Here is a 20,347-nt window from a genome sequence, read left to right as displayed (position 1 = left end):
CGCTTCGCCCGGGTTGAGCAGCTGATGAGCGAACTGAACGCTGGCGGTCGCGTTGTTATCCAGGCTGGCCAAGACCTGGCGCTCAGCGCATCCCGCGTCGAGGGGAAGGGGGATATCAACCTGCTGGCGGGCAATAACCTGCTCTTGGCCAGTGAAGCCAATCAAAGCAGCGATGATATTCGTCGTGGCAACAAACACATCATCGATCGCACCACTACCCAGCAGGGCGTCGAACTCAGTGGCAACAATCTGTTGCTCGAGGCCGGCAACAACTTGTTAGCTCAGGCCAGTACACTGGATGCGAAAGGGAATGCTGCGTTGCAGGCTGGTGGTGAACTGCAGTTACTCACGGCAGACAACGAGGTCTATCACTTCGAGCAAAGCAAGAGCAAAGGCTTCCTGAAGTCGAAATCTACCGAAATAGAGCAGAAGGATGTGACGGCGCAGGGGACGACCATCACTGCCGGTGGCAACGTGAGCCTGGCCAGTCAGGGGGACATGACCCTCAAAGGCAGTGACATCCAGGCTGGCGAAACCCTGAGTCTAGATACGGACGGCATGCTCAAGTTATTGACCGCCACCGATGAGTATTTCTACCGCAAGGATGAGAAGAAGAGCGGTGTCATGGTGAAGATGTCCGGCAATGGTACCAACAGTACCGCCGAGCGTCAGAATCAGCTGGACGGCGCGGATATCAATATCAATGCGGGTCAGGGTGTGCTGTTGCAAGTGGGGCAGAAGGAGGGAGAAAGCCTGCAGGCACGGCTGGATACATTGGCGACGCAACCCGGCATGGCCTGGGTGGAGCAGGTTCGCAGTATGCCAGGTGTGAAGATGGAAGCTGTGCAAGAGGCCTATGAACAGTGGAACTATAGCCAGCAAAGTCTGAGTCCAATTGCTTCCGCCATCATTGCTATTGCCTTGGCGGCTGCAACCGGGGGCGCTGGAGCATTGGCGCTGGGGGCTGCTGAGGGAACAGCTACAGCGGCCATGGCCAACGCTGCTTTTAGTACTTTGGTGAGTCAGGCAACTATCTCCACCATCAACAATGGCGGCAATTTGGGCGCGGTACTCAAAGAACTGGGCAGTAGTGCCAGCATTAAGCAGCTGGCGACCTCGGTGGCAACGGCAGGGGCGTTGCAGGGCTTGGACCAGGCGATGGGAGTGGCGAGTGCTGCACCTGCGGCCAGCAATGCAGCCAGCCAGCCTGCGGCCTCCAATCTGTTCTCCTGGGACACCTTCAACCGGGTGACCAGTCACTCGGTCGTGACCGCAGGGATTAACACCACCATCAATGGCTCCCACTTTTCGGATGCCTTTAAAGCCAGCCTGTTATCCAATATTCAGGGGGAAGTGGGTAAAGCCACGGCCAACTGGATAGGGGATCAAGGTATTCAATTTGATGCTGCCAACAGCCCGTTGGCAGAGGCAGGAAAAATCGCTGCTCATGGGGTGACCAGCGGTGCCATTGCCGAGATCACTGGCGGCAAGTTTGCGGCGGGAGCGGCCGGTGGTGCCATGTCGGAACTCGCCAGCAGCTGGAGCAGTCAGGTTTTCTCTGATACCGAGCACCAGGTTGCTTTGAATAAGGTATTGGGTGGGTTGGCAGCCGTGGCGGTGACAGGCGATCAAAGCCAGTTTGATACCGGGGCTGAGCGGGCGGAGACTGTGTATCGGTATAACTATCTGGAACATGGTAGACCCCAGCACTTTACTGAACGGTTTAAAGGTTGTAACGGGAGCCCTAGTTGCGAACAAGGGATTCTCAAGGAGATGGCAGAAGAGTCGGCAGATAACATTCAGAAGTTAAAAGTGTGCTGGGATGCAGGAGATGGTGCCTGTGTGACTCGGATGCGTAACCAGATTGAGCTGACTGAAAAAGCGTACACAGCTTTGCGTGTGCTGGATGATATGGCAGGCCGCAGCTATGAAGATACAGCCAATTGGTATGCTGATATCATTGACCAATGCACAGGCCAATGCGGTTGGTTGGAAGCCTCTTTACTCAAGACCGGGGCGGATGGTTTAACGAATATTGCGCTGGGATCGCTTGGTGCAGGGAGCATGCCCAAGTCCAAACTGTTAACAGGGAACACGAAGAATGCATCAAATGTTACCAAGAATGAGCAAGGTGTAGGGCAAAAAGCATCTACTGATAACGAATCTACGCAAACATCAGTAGGAAAATACTCTAAGAGAATGGATGTTGCGTATAGTTCCGCAGAATCCGTTAATTTGACATTTCCCGCAGGTTGGCAGCCGCCATACAAGCCTGGAACTAGGGTTACTGAATTTAAATCTACTGTAGATGAAGTCTATGTACGTGTGCACGGTGAGCATAATAAAGCTAGATCGTGGATGATGAAAAAAGAGGCCTTGGAGGGACTTACGCCAGAACAGATAAAATCTAAGTATGCTTTACCTGAGTTGCCAACATATATGTCTGAGGTTAATGTTCCAGCCGGAACCAAGGTGCGAACTGGCACTGTAAATCCTCTGCCAGCATTTAATGGTATCGGCAATGCTACTCAATATGAACTATTGCAACGCTTGCCTGAATCAGCGTTCACAAATACGGTGAGGCTCGGTCAATGAATAAAAATATCTTCGAAATTACTGATGGCTTAATCACCATCAATGACAAAGCTGTAAACTTACCTTATCCAGTAGTTGAGGCTATAACTATAGGTGAAGTTGTGGTAGTTAGAATCGAACCGGCAGTCGGTGAGTTATGCAACGCTAATATTTATGGTTTTACAATTAATGGGTGTTTTAAGTGGGAAATTGAAGAAAGCCCTCATGGAACTGAGCCTGACAAACCATTCACATCAATCTATATTTCGCCAAACGGCAAGCTTATTGCTGGAAACTGGAATGGTATTGATTATGCGGTAGATGTAAAAAGTGGCGCAATCTCCGCTGTTGCCTTTAACAAATGAGCTATTCCGATGTCTGGTTCACAGGCTCAGGGCTAACCGGTATTAGGGCCTCATGTACAGGACCTGTTCCGTCCCAAATATGATGAAATCAGGAACCCCCGCCTCTTTGCTGGCAAACGAACCGGGGCTGGCTTGGGTCAATCATGCCAGGTGCGAAGATGGAAGCTGTGCAAGAGGCTTATGAACAGTGGAACTATAAGTCCAATTGCTTCCGCCATCATTGCTATCGCCTTAGCGACTGCAACTGGGGGCGCTGGAGCACTGGCGATGGGGGCTGCCGAGGGAACAGCTACAGCAGCGGCCATGGCCAACGCTGCTTTTAGTACTTTGGTGAGTCAGGCAACTATCTCCACCATCAACAATGGCGGCAATTTGGGGGCGGTACTCAAAGAACTGGGCAGTAGTGCCAGTATCAAACAACTGGCGACCTCGGTGGCAACGGCAGGGGCGTTGCAGGGCTTGGACCAGGCGATGGGAGTGGCGAGTGCGGCACCGGCGGCCAGCAATGCCGCCAGCCAACCTGCGGCCTCCAATCTGTTCTCCTGGGATACTTTCAACCGGGTAACCAGTCACTCAGTCGTGACCGCAGGGATTAACACCACCATCAATGGCTCCCACTTTGCGGATGCCTTTAAAGCCAGCCTGTTATCCAATATTCAGGGGGAAGTGGGTAAAGCCACGGCCAACTGGATAGGGGATCAAGGCATTAAATTCGATGCTGCCAACAGCCCGTTGGCAGAGGCAGGAAAAATTGCTGCCCATGGGGTGACCAGCGGTGCCATTGCCGAGATCACTGGCGGCAAGTTTGCGGCGGGAGCGGCAGGCGGTGCCATGTCGGAACTCGCCAGCAGCTGGAGCAGTCAGGTTTTCTCCAATACCGAGTATCAGGTTGCTTTGAACAAGGTATTGGGTGGGTTGGCGGCTGTGGCGGTGACAGGCGATCAAAACCAGTTTGATACCGGGGCTGACCGGGCGGAGACTGTGTATCGCTACAACTATTTGACTCATAAACAAATAACAGACTGGTTAGATAAGTATGGTAGTGCGGCAACACCAGAAGAGCGGGAAAGACTTCTTTCAGCTGCACAACAGGTTGATAAAGTTCAGCTTGAAAGAGCATTGCAGACAGCCATCTCAAAAGATGCATTGATTACCCAACAAGATGATTTAATGCAATTAATCCAATCTGCTAACTGTAATTCATACTGCAGAGAGTTATCTCTGCATAGCTTGAATCAGTTAACACCAATTATTGATGGGTATGAAGATCTTGAACGAAGAAATAATATACCTAAAGCTGTTATTGCTACGATCAGTCTTGGTATTCCGGCATTCAGCAAAGCAGTTGCTCCAACTGTTGGGAAATGGGTGGGTAGTGCAACAATAGGAGAGCGGCTTGTTGGGGTTGGAATTAGTGGGGCTGCTAATGCTGGAGCTCAAATATATTACGGTGAACCGTTTAGTTGGGTTACTTTTGGTGCTTCAATGGTAACCGGTGGTGCTACTGTAAATATGGGGTATTGGGGGGCGACGACAGTAAATGCTGCAGGAAGTGGTATTACTAGTCTTATTGAGAAAAAAAGTCCATGGCGCCCAATGGCGGCTGGTGTCATGGGATCTACAGTTGGATATGGAGTTGGTAAAGCGGAGAAACCCCTGGATAAGTTTTTTAATCCGCCTAAAAATGATATAAAATGGATGCAATCACCCAATACACCAATATTTTATCCATACCCTAAGAGCAATCTTCCTGCGATTATTGCCGGTTCTGGTAGCGCCGTTCTGTCGGAGGTGGCGACTCATGCAACAGAAGACTCCATGCGCCTATATGAGGTTTTGAAATGAAAGTTATGGTGTTTTATATTCTTTATTCTATTTTAGGTTCATTTATAATGTTTTTAGGAGTTTTGTCCATAAGAACAATGATTTCATTTATAGATGGCTTTATTTATTATCACGGTAATATCTCAATCGCTTATTCTTCGGTTGAATTTATGTCTGATTTAAAGTTAAGTATGTTTTGGGGTGTCGGTGTAGGCGTTGTAACATATTTATATAAACGTTTTGGTCGATATCAGTAAAATATTGGTGTTAATGTCTCTTTGTGGTTAGTTGTTTTTTCGAGCTTTGGAAAGCTAAGGCCAGTAGAGGTAGGTTGGGGGTGTGGCCGCGTTGACTGCAGTACAAGGGGTCAGCGTGAGTGCCGTCGGTGCAACGTCAGCGGCCATGGCCAACGCTGCTTTTAGTACTTTGGTGAGTCAGGCAACAATCTCCACCATCAACAATGGCGGCAATTTGGGCGCGGTACTCAAAGAACTGGGCAGCAGTGCCAGCATTAAGCAGCTGGCGACCTCGGTGGCAACGGCAGGGGCGTTGCAGGGCTTGGACCAGGCGATGGGAGTGGCGAGTGCTGCACCTGCGGCCAGCAATGCAGCCAGCCAGCCTGCGGCCTCCAATCTGTTCTCCTGGGACACCTTCAACCGGGTGACCAGTCACTCGGTCGTGACCGCAGGGATTAACACCACCATCAATGGCTCCCACTTTTCGGATGCCTTTAAAGCCAGCCTGTTATCCAATATTCAGGGGGAAGTGGGTAAAGCCACGGCCAACTGGATAGGGGATCAAAGTATTCAATTTGATGCTGCCAACAGCCCGTTGGCAGAGGCAGGAAAAATCGCTGCTCATGGGGTGACCAGCGGTGCCATTGCCGAGATCACTGGCGGCAAGTTTGCGGCGGGAGCGGCCGGTGGTGCCATGTCGGAACTCGCCAGCAGCTGGAGCAGTCAGATTTTCTCTGATACCGAGCACCAGGTTGCTTTGAATAAGGTACTGGGTGGGTTGGCAGCCGTGGCGGTGACAGGCGATCAAAACCAGTTTGATACGGGTGCTGAGCGGGCGGAGACGGTGCATAGGTATAACTACCTCAGCCACCAACAAAAGGCACAAAGAGATAAAGAGTTGTCTAACTGCACCACCCCCCAAGCCTGTTTGCAAACTCGGGTTAAATGGGCTGCTATCGATCTGGGACAGGACGGGAGCTTTGCGGCGGGAATGGCTGCGGGAGTACCTGCCAGTCTGTATGAAACGGCTGAAGGGATAGTGAAAGCAGCCAGCAGCCCCATAGAAACCCTTGATGCGCTGAAGGCACTGTTTAACAGTGGTGATGCATTGGGAAAAGTCTCGGATGTAATGAAGCAATCTTACATTGCACGGATCGAGAAGCTGAAAGCTGAATACCAAAAAGCTGGAGCCAGTGGCTCATTCAATGCAGGTGTTGAAATCGGTCAGCTGGTGACTGATATCGCGAGTCTGGTTGCTGGTGGTGCCGGTTTGGCGAAAGGTGGGGCTCTGGTTGTCACTAAAGTGACGGGCAAGGCCACTTCAGTTGCTTTGGATGCGTTAGGCGGAGGGCTGACCAGTTATGAGTTGCTGGTCAAAAATGGTGGCACATTTGCCAGCAATGGCCGTCCTCTGATGGATTTTCGGACGTTAACCAATGCGCAAAAAGGGGTAATTGGCGATTTGTTGGGTTCGCAGAAGATCCAGCAGGCCATCCCTGGTGCACAGGAAATAGGCCGAGTTCCCGGAGTGGGTCAAACTGGTATTGATGGTTTGTACAAAATCGATAAACCGGGTGTGGATTATCTTGTGGTGGAGTACAAGTTCGGCTCGTCAAAACAAGGGATGACCAAGGATGGTTTACAAGGGAGTGATGGTTGGCTATTGGGTAGTAAGACTAATTACAACCGAATATTAGAGTCGGCTGGAAACAATGAGCGCTTAGCCGACAATATAATTAAATCAATGGATGCAGGTAGAATAGAGAAGTGGTTGGTGCATACGGATCCTTATGGTAGGGCGAGTGTTGGTATTATGGGCAAGGATGGGAAACTTATTTGAAATCACGATGTGTCATCAAAAATAATGTGGAATAAGAAATGATTAGAGCGACTGAAGGAAGTCAGCATTACTGGGATGAGTGGGTAATTTATGGTGATGAGTCTATAGCTGATTTTTTTAGTCAGAGCTGTTTGCCATCAGAAAATAAAGAATACAGGCCTCAATTTTTATTTGAAATAGTGAAAAAAAATTGGCACCAAATACTTCGTCGCTATTCACGAGGTGATGACATTAAAGAGCTGGCCCAATATTTTCCGCCCTTGCTAGACGCTTGGGAGGAGTCGGAACGATTGGGCCGAGACGTTTTTACCGAGCAACAGCAATATACTCGTCATGCTTGGCAAGTAAACCTTGACCATTATATCGTCTGCTTCTGGCTTGTTGGATTGGCGTTGGCGTTGGATATTCCCGATGAACAGTGGCAACGTTTACTGACGTTGATTGGCAATGAGGGTGAGGATGCTTTGCTTGATCGAGTGATCGCCAGCCGCCAGCAAGGGCGAACAATTGGCGAAGCGCTCTGCCACCCCAAGCCTTATCAGCGGTTACTTAACGCCATAGATGCTCCCGTAGAGCAACAGCCGTGTCTACTGGCTGAGTTTGTTGAAAACTGGTACCGAGAGCTAGACCGCCCCGCTAAACCGGGGAATGCACCAGCCACTGCTATGTATGAGCGTCCATATTGGTATACCTACGGCGATAAGAATTTTGAGGGAGGCGCATATTTTGGACGGTGGTGTGTAGAGGCTGTTGCAGCAGTCAAAGCATTTGGATTGGATGATAGTTTGTGCCTTGGCCATGAACATTACCCTAGCGATTTATTGCGCCCAGATGGGCCTAGTACTCACCCAGTACGTTCAGATGTTGAAACTCAACCGGAAGCATCTCCTCCTGCTACTACTCCAGCTAAAAACTGGCTCAAGAAGTTGTTGGGGTGGTAAAAGAATAAAATCATGTTGTTAGGAGGAAATCTGGGACCCCCACCTTTTTGGAGATAACAGGTGGCAAGTTTGCGGCGGGAGCTGCAGGTGGTGCCATGTCTGAGCTTGCCAGCAGCTGGAGCAGTCAGGTTTTCTCCAATACCGAGCATCAGATTGCTTTGAACAAGGTATTGGGTGGGTTGGCGGCCGTGGCGGTGACAGGCGATCAAAACCAGTTTGATACTGGGGCTGAGCGGGCGGAGACTGTGTATCGTTACAATAGTCTTCAGCATATGTTTAACTTAGCTGCTGAAGCGAAGATGGCCGATGTGAATAGAGGACTTGAACCCATAATTAAAAATGCTGATGAAGAGGCTAAGAAAGAAACGCTAAAGGAAACACTTAAAACAAGTGCCTATATTATCGGTGCCGCATATTTTGGACCTGCAGCAGCAGTCGAGAGTGTTTTCGCAGGATCATCAATATCAACTATGGCTAATGCAGCATATCAGTGGTATGACCTTAGTCTTCCTGGCAATGAAAATAAATCTTTGGATTATTATGGAAGTGCTAATGCAGCAGTTACAGGAGCGTTGGCCCCTGGTAGAGGTATAAAGGAAAATATAGGTATAGCTATTGGGTCATCTCTTATTTTAGATGATTTAAGTATTGATAAAACTGATGTTTCCAGGGTCGGATCTGCCTTGGGGGGGCGCATATGGAAAGTATATGCCTGGGCTTTCTAATAAAATCCTAAAGGGAGACAAAATACCAGGGGTTGTTTTTGAAACAACAGGCAGTCTTGGTAGTGAGTTTTTTACTGGGTACTCTAATAAGTTGCTTTTAGAGAGAGTTGAAAAAAAAGAAGTCATGAAATGAAGTGTTATCTTGGGTTATGGCTTTACTCATGTTTTTTTGTGTCCTTTTATGTTTTTTAATCGGAGGGTCAAGCTCCATCGTTTTTTATTTTAAAGAAGGCGAGTTTCTTGTTCCTAAAGGAGAGGTTGAACGGGCTGTTATATTTTGTTTTATAGCTGGAACATCGATATAAATATATATTTTTGTTGTCTCTCTCTTTAAAGAAAGTGAAAAAAAAGAGTGAGATAAAGGATATATTAATTTTGAAATCCCAGAAGGAAATCTGGGACGCCCACCTTTTTGTTAAATTTGAGATGGCCAACAGCCCGTTGGCAGAGGCAGGGAAAATCGCTGCCCATGGGGTGACTAGCTGTGCCATTGCCGAGATTACCGGCAGCAGTTTGCGACGGGGTGGCCGGTGGTGTCATGTTGGAACTCGCCAGCAGTTGGAGCAGTCAGGTTTTCTCTGATACCAAGTACCAGGTTGCTTTGAACAAAGTATTGGGTTGGCGGCCGTGGCGGTGACAGGCGATCAAAACCAGTTTGATACCGGGGCAGACCGAGCTGAGACAGTAGAACGTTACAATAATCATGCCCATGCATTGGCTGCACTCAAAGCTCGTTATCCAGAGGAGTATGCCAAGTTAATGGATGAGAAACAGAAGGAGTTTAAATCTTGTGGTGAATCACCAGAGTGCAAAAATGTAGCAATAGCGGGTTTTGACCTCGTAGGCTTACCACTACTTTCATCAGAGCTGTTGCTCGCGGCAGGCATTGGTGGCTCAGCAAGTACAGGTTTCCAGTTGTGGGACAATAATTGGGATATCAGTAAAGTCGATGCAAGAGACGCTGTATTTGCTGCTTACCTGAGCGCGGGTACTGTTGGCTGGGGATTCTGGTCAACGGTCGGTGCGAACGGAGCCGGTGGTGCTTATATGAGTTACCTCAAAGGGGAAGATCCTTTAAATGGTGGAGTTTCAAGTGGGGTTGGTGCTGGATTGGGATATGATTTAGGAAAGTTAATAGAGATACCGCTGGATATTAAGATGAACCCAAGTTATAAAAATTACGAGTGGATAGATATAGGGCTTGGAATAACCAAGCAACCTGCCAGTAATATTACTCCAAGCACTACTGGGAACGTTGTAAGCTCTGTTCCTTCAGAATGGACATCTAAGGTAGTAGAGGAAAAAATTAAAGATGAATTTAAAAAGTAGAATTTTCATTTTTGTTGCAAGATGTATAGGGGTGATTGCCACCTCGATGTTTTTTACACCTATATTGGCAGGATTTGCTGGCATTCTTATTGATGTTTATATCTATTTTAGATATGGTCACACTTTTAATGTTTTAGATGAGTATTTGTTTTTTGCATCCAAGGGCGTTGCGCTCGGTGTGATTATTGGAATATCAGGTTGTATAATTCTTTTATTTAGGGGCAGTAGAGCCTAGACGCTTCTTACTGAAGGTGCGAAAAAGTCGCTCGCACCTTCATGCTAATTAATCAGCATGCTGTTAGTATGTTGTCGCTACAACTATACATGTTTTGTTAATGCTTTTTATAAAGTTAGTTATTTAAGGGGGGGGGATTAAAATTGATGGATGCTCTGGATTACTATAAGAACTTAAAAAGTACAGCCATTAATAAAAAATGACTAATGGTTGTGTTAGATATTCTATGCTAGAAGTTACTGCTAGAGCAGAGGTTGCTATCCGAAGAACCTATCTTTTTACGGAGTTCAACCCTAAAACTGGTAATACGAGGCAATGTATGGAGAGTGATCATAATTCAGGAAGTGTAATTCGTGTCCATCCAAAGAATATTAATGGATAGCCAGTTGACGCTCAGCATTACTCTCCAATGGGAGCTGAATTGAAGAGTTGAGGACAACAATGACTCTAGGATACATAGTGGCCGATAGGCTTGAAAAAACAGCTGTCGGTGGATTTGATGTTTTTAAAATATCAAAAGAGGCATTTAGTATTTATCAGGATCCAGAGCTCTCCCTCACAGAGAATTTAGATATGGTATCGCTGATCGCTGATCGCTGATCGCTGATCGCTGATCGCTGATCGCTGATCGCTGATCGCTGATCGCGATGGAGGATGGGCCAGAATTCGAAATGATAGAAAAGGAATTTTGGATCTTACTATCAGAGATTCGACAGATGTAGGGCCGGTTTGTACAGATCTAGTTATCACCTGACACAGGCCTCAAACCGGTGTCTTGTTTACGCTACTTTAGAGCGCACTTCCTTCGGTATCAATTTCAGACCCTTCTTGAACATGCTGTAAGGCGTCTGTCCCTCCATCATCCTGCCCTGATGTGGCCGCTGGGTGTTGTAGTGCTCCAGGTAGCTATCCAGGTCTGTCTGCATCTGCTCTACCGACTCATACCAGGTCGTCCTCCCCTTGATACGGAAGTGTTCATCCAGCAGTGTGCGATGCAGCCGTTCGATAAAACCGTTGCTCTGCGGCCTGCGCACCTTGGTTGTCCGATGTTCAATCCCCTCCAGTTGCAGGAACAGCTCGTAGGGATGATGGTCAGGGCGCCCACAGAACTCACGTCCGTTATCCGACAGGATGGTGTAGACCCGCGCCTCGTGAGCCTCGAAGAACGGCAACACAGTTTCATTGAGCACATGGACCGAGGTCACCGGCAGCTTGCTGGTGTAGAGCCGCCCCCAGGCGTGGCGGCTGTAGCAGTCCAGTACGGTTTGTAGCCAACCCCCTTGAGTACACCGACGAAGAAGGTATCGACCGCCACCAGTTCCCCGGTGTAATGGACCTCAATCTGGCGTTCGCGGAACTCGGGACTGAAGCGCTCTAACAGGCGAATTTGCTCGTCATTGAGCTCAATCGTCTACTCCCGGTGAGTTTTCTCGAGGCGCAACAAACGGTCGTGTTTAGAGAGCAAATCGTGACGTTGCCACACGCCACGCACGCTACCCGCACTGACGTTGATGCCTTGCAGAGCGAGTTCTTGCGCGACCCGCAACGGTCCATGGGTAGGTTGGGTCAGTGAGTAATCGAGGATGGCCTGCTCAATCTCGGGAGCGACCCGGTTGGGATGAACCCCTTTGCAGCCGGGCAGTTTGTCGAGCAAGCCCTCGGCGCCATAGGTCTGGTAATTACGGCGAATTTCGTAGAACTGCTGACGGCTGTAGCCGATGAGCTTGCAGGCTTTGCTGACATTATTGAGCTCTTTGGCGAGCTCTAGCAGGCTGAGTTTACGACGTGCTACTTTCTCGTTGGTGGTCATGCGGTGACTCCAGATAACACGGTAGGGGTACCGTTTTGTTATCCGGTTTGAAGCCGTATGACCACTCCCTTTTGTGGGCAACTGTCAGGTGAATACCATCTCCATACACCTGATGGATTACTACAACTGGCGGCGTCCACATCAACACAATGATGGAATACCGCCAGCAAAAGCCGAGACTCGGCTTAACTATGTGTCCGGATTTAGTTGACCACTACAGCAGCACCATGTCAGCACATGGACCGAAGTCACTGGTGGTTTGCTGGTGTAGAAGAGCCGTCCCCCTATCAGTAGAAATTGGCGTGGGGATTGTTACTCCTCAAGCCCTTGCTTCAGCTGTTCTCGCACCTTCTCCACCAGTTCGCCCTCGCTCCCTTGCCAAGCTATGGCTTGCGCGATGGTGGTGGAGGTGCCCGGCAGAAAGCGCAGCTCACCACCCGCCAGCTCGTAGAAGCGGCTCGCCATCCGGGTGCCCTCGTCTACATCGCCGGCCACCAGCAGCATGGCCTGGGCCAGCACGGCGCCTTGGTGATCCTGGCCCGGCGCCAGCCAGCGCTGGGCGGTGCCGGTTACCTTGCGACCCCCGATCACCAGATTGTACTGGCCATCGCAAAACGAGCCGGGCACGAAGTCATAACTCCCCTCAAGACCATATTCCCCCAGCAGGGCGAGCAGCGGCGCCCCCAGCAGCCGGTAGTAGTGGGCCAGATCCGTGGTGGTGCGAGGCAGCATGAGCGACAGATTGAGGATGCCGGCGCCGTGGGGCACGGCGGTGCCGCCGCTGTCGCGCACATGCACGGGCCAGCCCTCGGCGGCAAGCTGCTCGCAGGCGGCCTGGTAGCGGGGCAAGCGGGTATCCTTGCGGGTGACGATAAGGCATTGGGAAGCCTGCCAGAGGTGGGCGCGGGGCTGGCGGTCATGGGCGCACTCCCGCAGCCAGAGTTGCTCCTGGGCCAGGATCTGATCCGGGGTGTGGCTGCTGGGCAGGGGGGAGAGCAGGGTATAGGGCATGGCAGGCATCCTGAGCAGAGGCTGCCCTGCACACTAACCGCGATGGCGAAGGAGGTAAAGCCCCGCATGGCGGGGCTTTGGTGCAAGGATGGCGGAGTGTCAGGCCTGTGCGGCGGCGCGCTTGGGCAGCAGCAGGTTGAGCACGATGGCGGTGAGGCCGCCGGTGGCGACACCGTAGGAGAGCACGCTCTTGGCCAGATCCGGCAGGTGTTGCAGCACTTCCGGCACCTGGGCCACTCCGAGGCCCATGGCCAGCGACACCGCCAGGATCATCAGGGCGCGGCGATCTAGCTCCTCGCGGGAGATGATGCGCACGCCGGCGGCGGCGATGGTGCCGAACATGACGATGGTAGCGCCGCCCAGCACGGGCTCGGGGATCTGCTGCACCAGGCTCGCTACCGCCGGGAACAGGCCGAGCAGGGCCAGCATGGCGGCGATGAAGAGACCGACGTGGCGGCTGGCCACCCCGGTCAGCTGGATGACGCCGTTGTTCTGGGCGAAGGTGGACATGGGGAAGGTGGAGAAGACCGCCGCCAGCATGGAGTTGGCACCATCGGCCAGCACGCCGCCCTTGATCCGCTCCATGTAGATAGGCCCTTCCAGCGGCTCGCCGGAGATGTCGGAGGTGGCGGTCATGTCGCCGATGGCCTCGAGCGCGGTCACCACGAAGATGATGGCGAGCGGCACGAACAGCTGCCAGTCAAAGCCGAGCCCGTAGTTGAGCGGAACAGGCACCATCAGCAGCGGGCCGTCGAAGGTGGGGGCGTTGACCTTGCCCAGCAGCAGCGCCACCGCATAGCCCACCAGCATGGCGATCATGATGGCGGAGAGGCGCAGCCAGGGGTTGCGGCTGCGCTGCAGCAGCACGATGAGGCCGAGGACCAGCAGGGAGAGGAAGAGGTTGGTGTGGCTGGCGAAGCTGCCGTCCGAGAGGGCGCCATAGCCGCCTCCCATGCTGATGAGGCCCACCTTGATGAGGGTCAGGCCGATGAGCAGCACCACGATGCCGGTCACCAGCGGGGTGATGATCCGTTTGACCAGGTGCAGGAAGCGGCTCATCACCACGATAGTGAGGGCGGCCGCCAGCATGGTGCCGAACAGGGTGCCCAGCAGATCCTCGGTGGGCATGGCCGCCTGTTTGAGGGCGAGGCCGGAGGCGATGATGGGGCCGAGGAAGTTGAAGCTGGTGCCCTGCACCGAGAGCAGGCCGGAACCGAGGGGGCCGAAGCGGCGGGTCTGGATGAAGGAGGCGATGCCGGACATGACCAGCGACATGGAGACGATATAGCGGGTGTCGGCGGCAGGGAGGCCGAGGGCGTTGGCGATGATGAGGGGCGGGGTGATGATGGCGACAAACATGGCGAGCATATGCTGCAGGGCGGCGAACAGGGTCTGGGGCAGGGGTGGGACATCCTCTATGCCGTAGACCAGTTCGCTGTGGGCTCGTCTGGGTGGATGGGCCTCTCGGGTTGCGCGTACGGCGGCAGCCTGTTCCATAAATACCTCGAATATGTGGGGGAGGGGGGAGAAAATTGGGCGCTATTTTAGTGATTGAGAACGGGCTGACCAGCGCTAATTCGGCTGGAAACGGGTTTATTTTTCCATGGGTTGAAACGTTTGCGCGCGGCGATTATGATCCGCCGGTTTGTGTGACGGCGCTCGCCCGTAAATGGCCCGGGTTGCATAGGATTTTGCCGCCGCACGGCGTAGAATGAGGCCTCTGTTGCGATTTGGAGGCTCTGGATGCTGAAGCTGTCGGAGTTCTGGAGTGCCCGTGCCCACTCCGAAGATTTTACCCTGACCCGCATGGGCTTTATGACGGTGCGTCTTCGGCTGCTCACCTGTCTGCTGATGGTGGGCCTGCCCGCCTGGGCGGTGGTGGACTGGCTGACCTTGCCTGCCGCCCAGTTCGATGAACTGTTTCAGGCCCGGATCTTCTGCCTGCTCGCCCTCTCCCCCCTCATCCCCTTCTCCTACCTCATCCATTTCAAACGCGAACGCATGAAGCTGGCGCTTGGCTACCTGATGGCGGTGATGATGCTCTTCTCCCTCATCTGCCTGCACAGCTTCGGCGCGGATCAGGAGTTGCAGGCGGGCTACATGGCCTTCCCCTACCTGCTCATCAGCCTGTTCGCCATCTTCCCCATTCCGCTCTCCCTAGGCCTGCAGCTGGCGGGGGGCATTCTGGTCACCATGCTGGCCGGCAACTGGCTGCTGGTGGGGCAGCCGCTCTGGAGCGTGCAGACCCTCAACCAGATCTGGCTGCTGGGGCTGTTTGCCCTGGCCAGCAGCTGGGTGCAGTGCGGCCAGCTCAACATGCTGCTGCAGCTCTACCGGGAGTCCACCACCGACGAGCTGACCGGCATGATGAACCGCCGCCTGCTGATGAAGCAGCTGGAGAAGGCGAGGATGAACATGGTGCGCAAGCAGGTGCCGTTTGCGGTGCTGTTGCTGGATCTGGATCGCTTCAAGCGCATCAACGACACCTTCGGCCATCTGGCGGGGGATGCGGTGCTCAAGGAGGTGGCGGCGACCCTGGCGGAGCAGCTGGAGCCCGGCATGGTGCTGGGCCGCTACGGCGGCGAGGAGTTTGCCATCCTGCAGCCCAACTGCGCCGAGCTGGCCCAGGCCAAACGGGTGGCCGAGCGGCTGCGGGTGGCGGTGGAGGCGCGGCTGGTGAAGAGCCCCACCTCCGATGAGCTGCTGGAGGTGACGGTGAGTATCGGCCTGACCCTGGCCCTGCGCGGCGAGGGGGTGGAGGATCTGCTCAATCGGGCCGACGAGTGCCTCTACATGGCCAAGATGGCCGGGCGCAACTGCGTGGTGGGGGAGCCGGGTGGCAAGCCGGCACAGCCTGCCGCCATACAGACAGATGCCGCCTGAGGGCGGCATCTTGCTTGAGCGGGGTTGGGCGGGCTCAGCCCAGCTGGTACTTGCCGGAGAGCTGCTGGGCCAGCAGCTTGAACATGTTGAACACCGCCATGGTCTTGCCGGTCGGGGTGCCATCTTCGGCCAGGAAGAACTCCCCCTTGAACACCAGGATCTCCCCCTTCTGCTCCACCGAATCGGCGCGCATGCCGTGGATGAAGTCTTCGTGTTCCTTGATGATCTTGTTGGCCATCTCCAGCAGGGCAGTCTCGGTGATCAGCTCTTTTTGTGGTTGCATGCTCGTCTCCTTAAACGACTACTGGGCAGGGGGCATAAGGGTCGGCCCTGCCTCTGATTGAAGAGGAGGCCAGCATACTGCAAAGCGGGATTTTCTGTCATTGATATGACCCCGCATTTTCCCGCTTTGCTCTCTTCCCTTATCCCAGCACCAGATTGCGCAGCCAGCGGCGCTGGCGGATGCGGCGCTGCACCAGCAGCATCTTGCTGAGCTCCTCCAGCAGGATCACCGCCACCACCCAGGAGAGGGGCCAGCCGAGCAGGTTGACCGCTCCCCAGGCGAGCGGCAGGCCGATACACCACATGCCGACGATGTCGATGAAGATGCTGTAGTTGACGTCCCCGCCCGAGCGCAGCACCCCGACGATGCCCACCATGTTGAACACCTTGAGCAGCATCCCCAGACACAGGATGGCGAGCACCTGACCGGCCTCCGTCATCAGCTCGCCCGGCAGGTTGCCGACCCACTGCAGCAGGTGGGTCTGCAGCAGCCAGACCGCGATCCCCACCAGCAGGGCACCGATGGGGGCGAGCAGCAGAAAGAGCTGGGAGTGCTGCCAGGCGACCTCGTACTCTTCGGCCCCGAGCCGGTGGCCGAGCAGGGTGGAGCAGGCCACCGCCAGCCCGAAGAAGAGGGAGATGAGGATGCTCTCCAGCGTGCCGAGGGTGGTCATGATGGCCAGCGAGTCGGTGCCAAGGTGGGCGTAAAGAAAGCCGTAGAGCAGCATGCCGAAGGCCCAGAGCCCGTCGTGAAACAGGAGCGGCAGGGCGATCAGGGTGAAGCGCACCACCTCCTTGCGCTTGAAGGCGGCCAGCCAGTCTTGCTTACGCGGGATCAGGCGAGGTTCGATGCGCCACACATAGCACAGCAGCAGTGCAGTCTGCAGCAGCCGCGAAATCGTGGTGCCCCAGGCCGAGCCGGCCACCCCCATGGCCTCGAAGCCGAAATGACCGAAAATGAGGGCGTAGTTGAGGATGACGTTGGCAATGATGGCGATGATGCCGATGCGGGTGGGGGCGGCGGCATTGCCGACCGAGCGCAGCGCCGACTCCAGCGGCACCACCACGGCAGTGCAGAGAATGGTAGCGCCGGTGATCATCAAAAACTCGTCGGCAAGCTCGCGCAGCGCGGGCTCCTGGCTGGCAAAGCCGAGCACGCTGCCAGGTGAAAGCACATAGACGAGGGCAAATGGCAGGCTCACCGCCAGGGCCCCCACCAGCGCCAGCGCCAGCGAGCGGCGCACCCCGGCCATCTCGCCGCGGCCGTAATATTGTGCCGCCAACACCGAGACCCCGCCCGAGAGTCCCGCTATCACCAGCAGATTGAAGAAGAAGACCCGGTTACCCAAGCCGACTGCCGCCACAGCCGTGGTGCCAAGCTGGCTCACCATCATGATGTCGATGAGACCGAGCAGGGAGAACATCATGGATTGCAGCGAGACCGGCAGGGCCAGCCGCCACAATCGGGTCATGAACTCACGATCGGTGGTTTGTTTTAAAATCGCTTGCCAATAATTCATTTATGTTAACCGGGTAGCTAAAAAGCAAGGTTTGTCATGGGTATGATAGGGGGAGTGGCGGGTGGCTTCACTGTGAGCCTCTCTCGGCTTTCTTGTGCAAAACTATCCTGTTGAGGTGCTATGCCGTTTGTCAGCGAGTGTCTGGAAATCGCCCCGGCCTGCGAGGAGCGGATGCTCGGGCGAGAAGGGCTGCCACTGCTCGGCGAGGCGGGCATCTTCCTGACCGGGCTGTCGCACATCCGCGATCACTACCTGATCCGCCGCAACCGGCCTGAGTTTCACATCCTGATGGTGAGCCACGACGAGGGGGGCGCCCTGCTCACCGATGACGGCGAGCAGCCCATCCCGGCCGGTTCGCTCATCTTCTTGCCGGCGGCAGTGCCGGGCGGCCTCAAGCTGGTGGGGGCGCAGTGGCGCACCAGCTGGATCCTGCTGGATGACGTGCCGCGCTGGCAGCACCTGCACCGGCTCGGTCACCGCATCTGGCAGGGGGAGGAGGGGGAGCCGCTCTATCACCTGCTCAGCCTGATGCAGGGGGAGGGCGTACGTTCACCGCTGCAGCCCCAGCTGCTGAGCCTGCTGCTGGCGCTCCTGGAGCGCACCCTGCAGGGGGAGGTGCGCGGCACCCCCGAGCTCAGGTTGCAGGCGTTGTTTCGACGGGTGGAGGCACGCCTCGACGAGCCCTGGAGCGTGGCCTTGCTAGCCGATCAGATGGCCTGCTCGGTGCCCCACCTGCACCGGCTCTGCCGGCAGGTGTTCGGCATGAGCCCCATGGCCTGGCTCACCGAGCTTCGTATGAATAAGGCGCGCCAGCTGCTGCTCTATACCAACTGGCCGCTGGGCGAGCTGGCCGGCCGGGTCGGTTACAGTGACGGCGCCAACTTTGCCAACCGCTTTCGCCGTCTCACTGGTCTGACCCCTGGCGCCTTTCGTCGCCTGGGTCGCAAACCTTTTGCAACGGATGTGCAAACTCTTTGAAATTAACGGCGCAAGCCCATAGGATCGGCGGACTCCTTCGTCCAGGTCATCGTTTAGGTACCCGATCCATGTTTGAAGATAATAACCAGAAACGTCCCCTCTACATTCCCTATGCCGGTCCGGCCCTGCTGGAGACCCCGCTGCTCAACAAGGGCAGCGCCTTCACCAGCGAAGAGCGCAGCAACTTCAACCTCGAAGGCCTGCTGCCCCAGAATATCGAGACCATTGAAGAGCAGGCCGAGCGGGCCTACCGTCAGTTCATGGCGTTCGGCAACGACATGGACAAGCACATCTACCTGCGCAACATCCAGGACACCAACGAGACGCTCTTCTACCGGCTGCTGACCAACCACCTGACCGAGATGCTGCCGGTCATCTACACCCCGACCGTCGGCAAGGCGTGCGAGGAGTTCTCCAACATCTATCGCCGCGCCCGTGGCCTGTTCATCTCCTATCCGGACAAGGACAGGATCGATGACATGCTGCAAAACGCCACCAAGCAGAACGTCAAGGTGATCGTGGTCACCGACGGTGAGCGCATCCTGGGCCTCGGCGATCAGGGCATCGGCGGCATGGGTATTCCCATCGGCAAGCTGTCGCTCTACACCGCCTGCGGTGGCATCTCGCCAGCTTATTGCCTGCCGGTGGTGCTGGACGTGGGCACCAACAACCAGCAGTTGCTGAATGACCCCTTCTACATGGGCTGGCGCAATCCGCGCATCTCGGGTGAAGAGTATGCCGAGTTCGTCGACGCCTTCATTCAGGCGGTCAAGCGCCGCTGGCCCGACATCCTGCTGCAGTTCGAGGACTTCGCCCAGAACAACGCCATGCCGCTGCTCAATCGCTACAAGAACGAGCTCTGCTGCTTCAACGATGACATTCAGGGCACCGCCGCCGTGACCCTCGGCAGCCTCATCGCCGCCTGCAAGGCCTCCGGCGCCAAGCTCTCCGAGAAGCGGGTCGCCTTCCTCGGCGCGGGCAGCGCCGGTTGCGGCATTGCCGAGCAGATAGTGGCGCAGATGAAAGCCGAGGGGCTGACCGATGCCCAGGCGCGCAGCCGGGTCTTCATGGTGGACAGATTCGGCCTCATCACCGACAAGATCCCCAACCAGCTCGACTTCCAGCGCCGTCTCTCCCAGCCGGTGGAGCGCATCGCCGACTGGCCGGTGGGGGACAACATCTCCCTGCTGGAGGTGATGGAGCACGGTCGCCCTGACATCCTGATCGGGGTCTCCGGCCAGCCGGGGCTGTTCACCGAAGAGGTGGTCAAGACCATGCACAAGCACTGTGCCCGCCCCATCATCTTCCCGCTCTCCAACCCTACCTCCCGGGTGGAAGCCACCCCGGCCGACCTCATCCGCTGGACTGACGGTCAGGCGCTGGTGGCCACCGGCAGCCCGTTTGCACCGGTGGAGTACAAGGGCAAGCGCTACGTCATCGCCCAGTGCAACAACTCCTTCATCTTCCCGGGGATTGGCCTTGGCGTGATCGCCGCCGGCGCCACCCGGGTGACCGACGCCATGCTGATGTCGGCCAGCCGCGCGCTGGCGGAGTGTTCACCGCTGGTGAAAGGGGAAGAGGGCTCCTTGCTGCCGGATCTGGCGGACATTCATGAGGTTTCCCGCTACATCGCCAAGATGGTGGCCAAGACCGCCATGCTGCAGGGCAAGGCGGTGCAGACCCCGGACGAGGTGATCGATCAGGCCATCGAGGCGAACTTCTGGCGCCCAGAGTACCGCCGCTATCGCCGTACCTCCTTCTGATCCTGCGCAAAGGAGCAAAGCAAAAGGGATG

General features: G+C 55.0%; 17 protein-coding genes and 1 pseudogene. 13 read left to right on the top strand and 5 right to left on the bottom strand.

The genetic code is table 11. The annotated features are described in order from the left end of the window. Positions 1–24: 24 nt before the first annotated feature. The 10 genes from BN1143_RS01025 (at position 25) to BN1143_RS22570 (ending at position 10,669) form a co-directional block, all read left to right on the top strand. Positions 25–2,595 (top strand): DUF637 domain-containing protein, encoded by a 2,571-nt coding sequence (locus BN1143_RS01025; protein WP_042049328.1) that lies wholly within the window; start codon positions 25–27, stop codon positions 2,593–2,595. After that, complete coding sequence (locus BN1143_RS22280; RefSeq protein WP_156141276.1) at positions 2,592–2,939, top strand: DUF7957 family protein; 348 nt, start codon at positions 2,592–2,594, stop codon at positions 2,937–2,939. The genes BN1143_RS01025 and BN1143_RS22280 overlap by 4 nt, the downstream gene beginning before the upstream one ends. Positions 2,940–3,119: 180 nt before the next feature. Continuing rightward, positions 3,120–4,784, top strand: a complete 1,665-nt coding sequence (locus BN1143_RS21630) for a DUF637 domain-containing protein (RefSeq protein ID WP_082038385.1) — start codon at positions 3,120–3,122, stop codon at positions 4,782–4,784. After that, positions 4,781–5,020, top strand: a complete 240-nt coding sequence (locus tag BN1143_RS22275) for a hypothetical protein (protein WP_156141275.1) — start codon at positions 4,781–4,783, stop codon at positions 5,018–5,020. The genes BN1143_RS21630 and BN1143_RS22275 overlap by 4 nt, the downstream gene beginning before the upstream one ends. A 115-nt stretch (positions 5,021–5,135) precedes the next feature. Further along, positions 5,136–6,839 (top strand): DUF637 domain-containing protein, encoded by a 1,704-nt coding sequence (locus BN1143_RS21490; RefSeq protein ID WP_231570553.1) that lies wholly within the window; start codon positions 5,136–5,138, stop codon positions 6,837–6,839. Between the two features lie 38 nt (positions 6,840–6,877). Continuing rightward, complete coding sequence (locus tag BN1143_RS21625) at positions 6,878–7,780, top strand: PoNi-like cognate immunity protein (protein WP_082038384.1); 903 nt, start codon at positions 6,878–6,880, stop codon at positions 7,778–7,780. Positions 7,781–7,875: 95 nt separating this feature from the next. Next, the gene (locus tag BN1143_RS22270; protein WP_156141273.1) at positions 7,876–8,505 is read left to right on the top strand and encodes a hypothetical protein; all 630 of its coding nucleotides are present in this window, start codon (positions 7,876–7,878) and stop codon (positions 8,503–8,505) included. Positions 8,506–9,132: 627 nt separating this feature from the next. After that, positions 9,133–9,834, top strand: coding sequence for a hypothetical protein (locus BN1143_RS22265; protein ID WP_156141272.1), 702 nt, complete (start codon positions 9,133–9,135; stop codon positions 9,832–9,834). Then, positions 9,818–10,069, top strand: coding sequence for a hypothetical protein (locus BN1143_RS22260; RefSeq protein ID WP_156141271.1), 252 nt, complete (start codon positions 9,818–9,820; stop codon positions 10,067–10,069). The genes BN1143_RS22265 and BN1143_RS22260 overlap by 17 nt, the downstream gene beginning before the upstream one ends. A 441-nt stretch (positions 10,070–10,510) precedes the next feature. Then, a complete protein-coding gene (locus tag BN1143_RS22570) occupies positions 10,511–10,669 on the top strand; it encodes a hypothetical protein (RefSeq protein ID WP_197069834.1) in 159 nt (52 codons plus the stop codon). Positions 10,670–10,848: 179 nt separating this feature from the next. Here the strand turns inward: BN1143_RS22570 and BN1143_RS01000 are convergent. The 3 genes and pseudogenes from BN1143_RS01000 to BN1143_RS00990 form a co-directional block, all read right to left on the bottom strand. Next, a pseudogene (locus BN1143_RS01000) lies at positions 10,849–11,879 on the bottom strand (IS481 family transposase). A 312-nt stretch (positions 11,880–12,191) separates the two neighbouring features. Continuing rightward, positions 12,192–12,890: a lipoyl protein ligase domain-containing protein gene (locus BN1143_RS00995; protein ID WP_042049324.1), complete on the bottom strand. Its 699-nt coding sequence runs from the start codon at positions 12,888–12,890 to the stop codon at positions 12,192–12,194. Positions 12,891–12,989: 99 nt separating this feature from the next. Then, positions 12,990–14,387, bottom strand: coding sequence for a nucleobase:cation symporter-2 family protein (locus BN1143_RS00990; RefSeq protein WP_042049323.1), 1,398 nt, complete (start codon positions 14,385–14,387; stop codon positions 12,990–12,992). Between the two features lie 246 nt (positions 14,388–14,633). On the opposite strand from BN1143_RS00990, the gene BN1143_RS00985 reads away from it, so the two are divergent. After that, positions 14,634–15,773 carry a GGDEF domain-containing protein gene (locus BN1143_RS00985; protein ID WP_042049322.1) on the top strand — a complete coding sequence of 380 codons (1,140 nt, stop codon included), beginning with the start codon at positions 14,634–14,636 and terminating at the stop codon, positions 15,771–15,773. Between the two features lie 34 nt (positions 15,774–15,807). Here BN1143_RS00985 and BN1143_RS00980 read toward each other — a convergent pair whose 3' ends face one another. Together BN1143_RS00980 and BN1143_RS00975 are read right to left on the bottom strand one after the other, a co-directional pair. Then, on the bottom strand, positions 15,808–16,056 hold the full coding sequence (locus BN1143_RS00980) for a YciN family protein (protein WP_005298586.1): 249 nt from the start codon (positions 16,054–16,056) through the stop codon (positions 15,808–15,810). A gap of 139 nt (positions 16,057–16,195) precedes the next feature. Continuing rightward, positions 16,196–17,575, bottom strand: coding sequence for an MATE family efflux transporter (locus tag BN1143_RS00975; RefSeq protein ID WP_017783494.1), 1,380 nt, complete (start codon positions 17,573–17,575; stop codon positions 16,196–16,198). Positions 17,576–17,695: 120 nt separating this feature from the next. Between BN1143_RS00975 and BN1143_RS00970 the strand changes: the two genes are divergently transcribed. Together BN1143_RS00970 and BN1143_RS00965 are read left to right on the top strand one after the other, a co-directional pair. Continuing rightward, positions 17,696–18,553: a helix-turn-helix transcriptional regulator gene (locus BN1143_RS00970; RefSeq protein ID WP_042049321.1), complete on the top strand. Its 858-nt coding sequence runs from the start codon at positions 17,696–17,698 to the stop codon at positions 18,551–18,553. Positions 18,554–18,621: 68 nt separating this feature from the next. Beyond that, positions 18,622–20,316: an NAD-dependent malic enzyme gene (locus tag BN1143_RS00965; protein ID WP_017765762.1), complete on the top strand. Its 1,695-nt coding sequence runs from the start codon at positions 18,622–18,624 to the stop codon at positions 20,314–20,316. Positions 20,317–20,347 lie beyond the last annotated feature (31 nt).

The organism is Aeromonas dhakensis (genome assembly GCF_000820305.1).
Taxonomy (GTDB): domain Bacteria; phylum Pseudomonadota; class Gammaproteobacteria; order Enterobacterales; family Aeromonadaceae; genus Aeromonas; species Aeromonas dhakensis.
The sequence above is the reverse complement of the archived record's forward strand: the minus strand, read 5'-3'. Positions and strand labels throughout refer to the sequence as shown.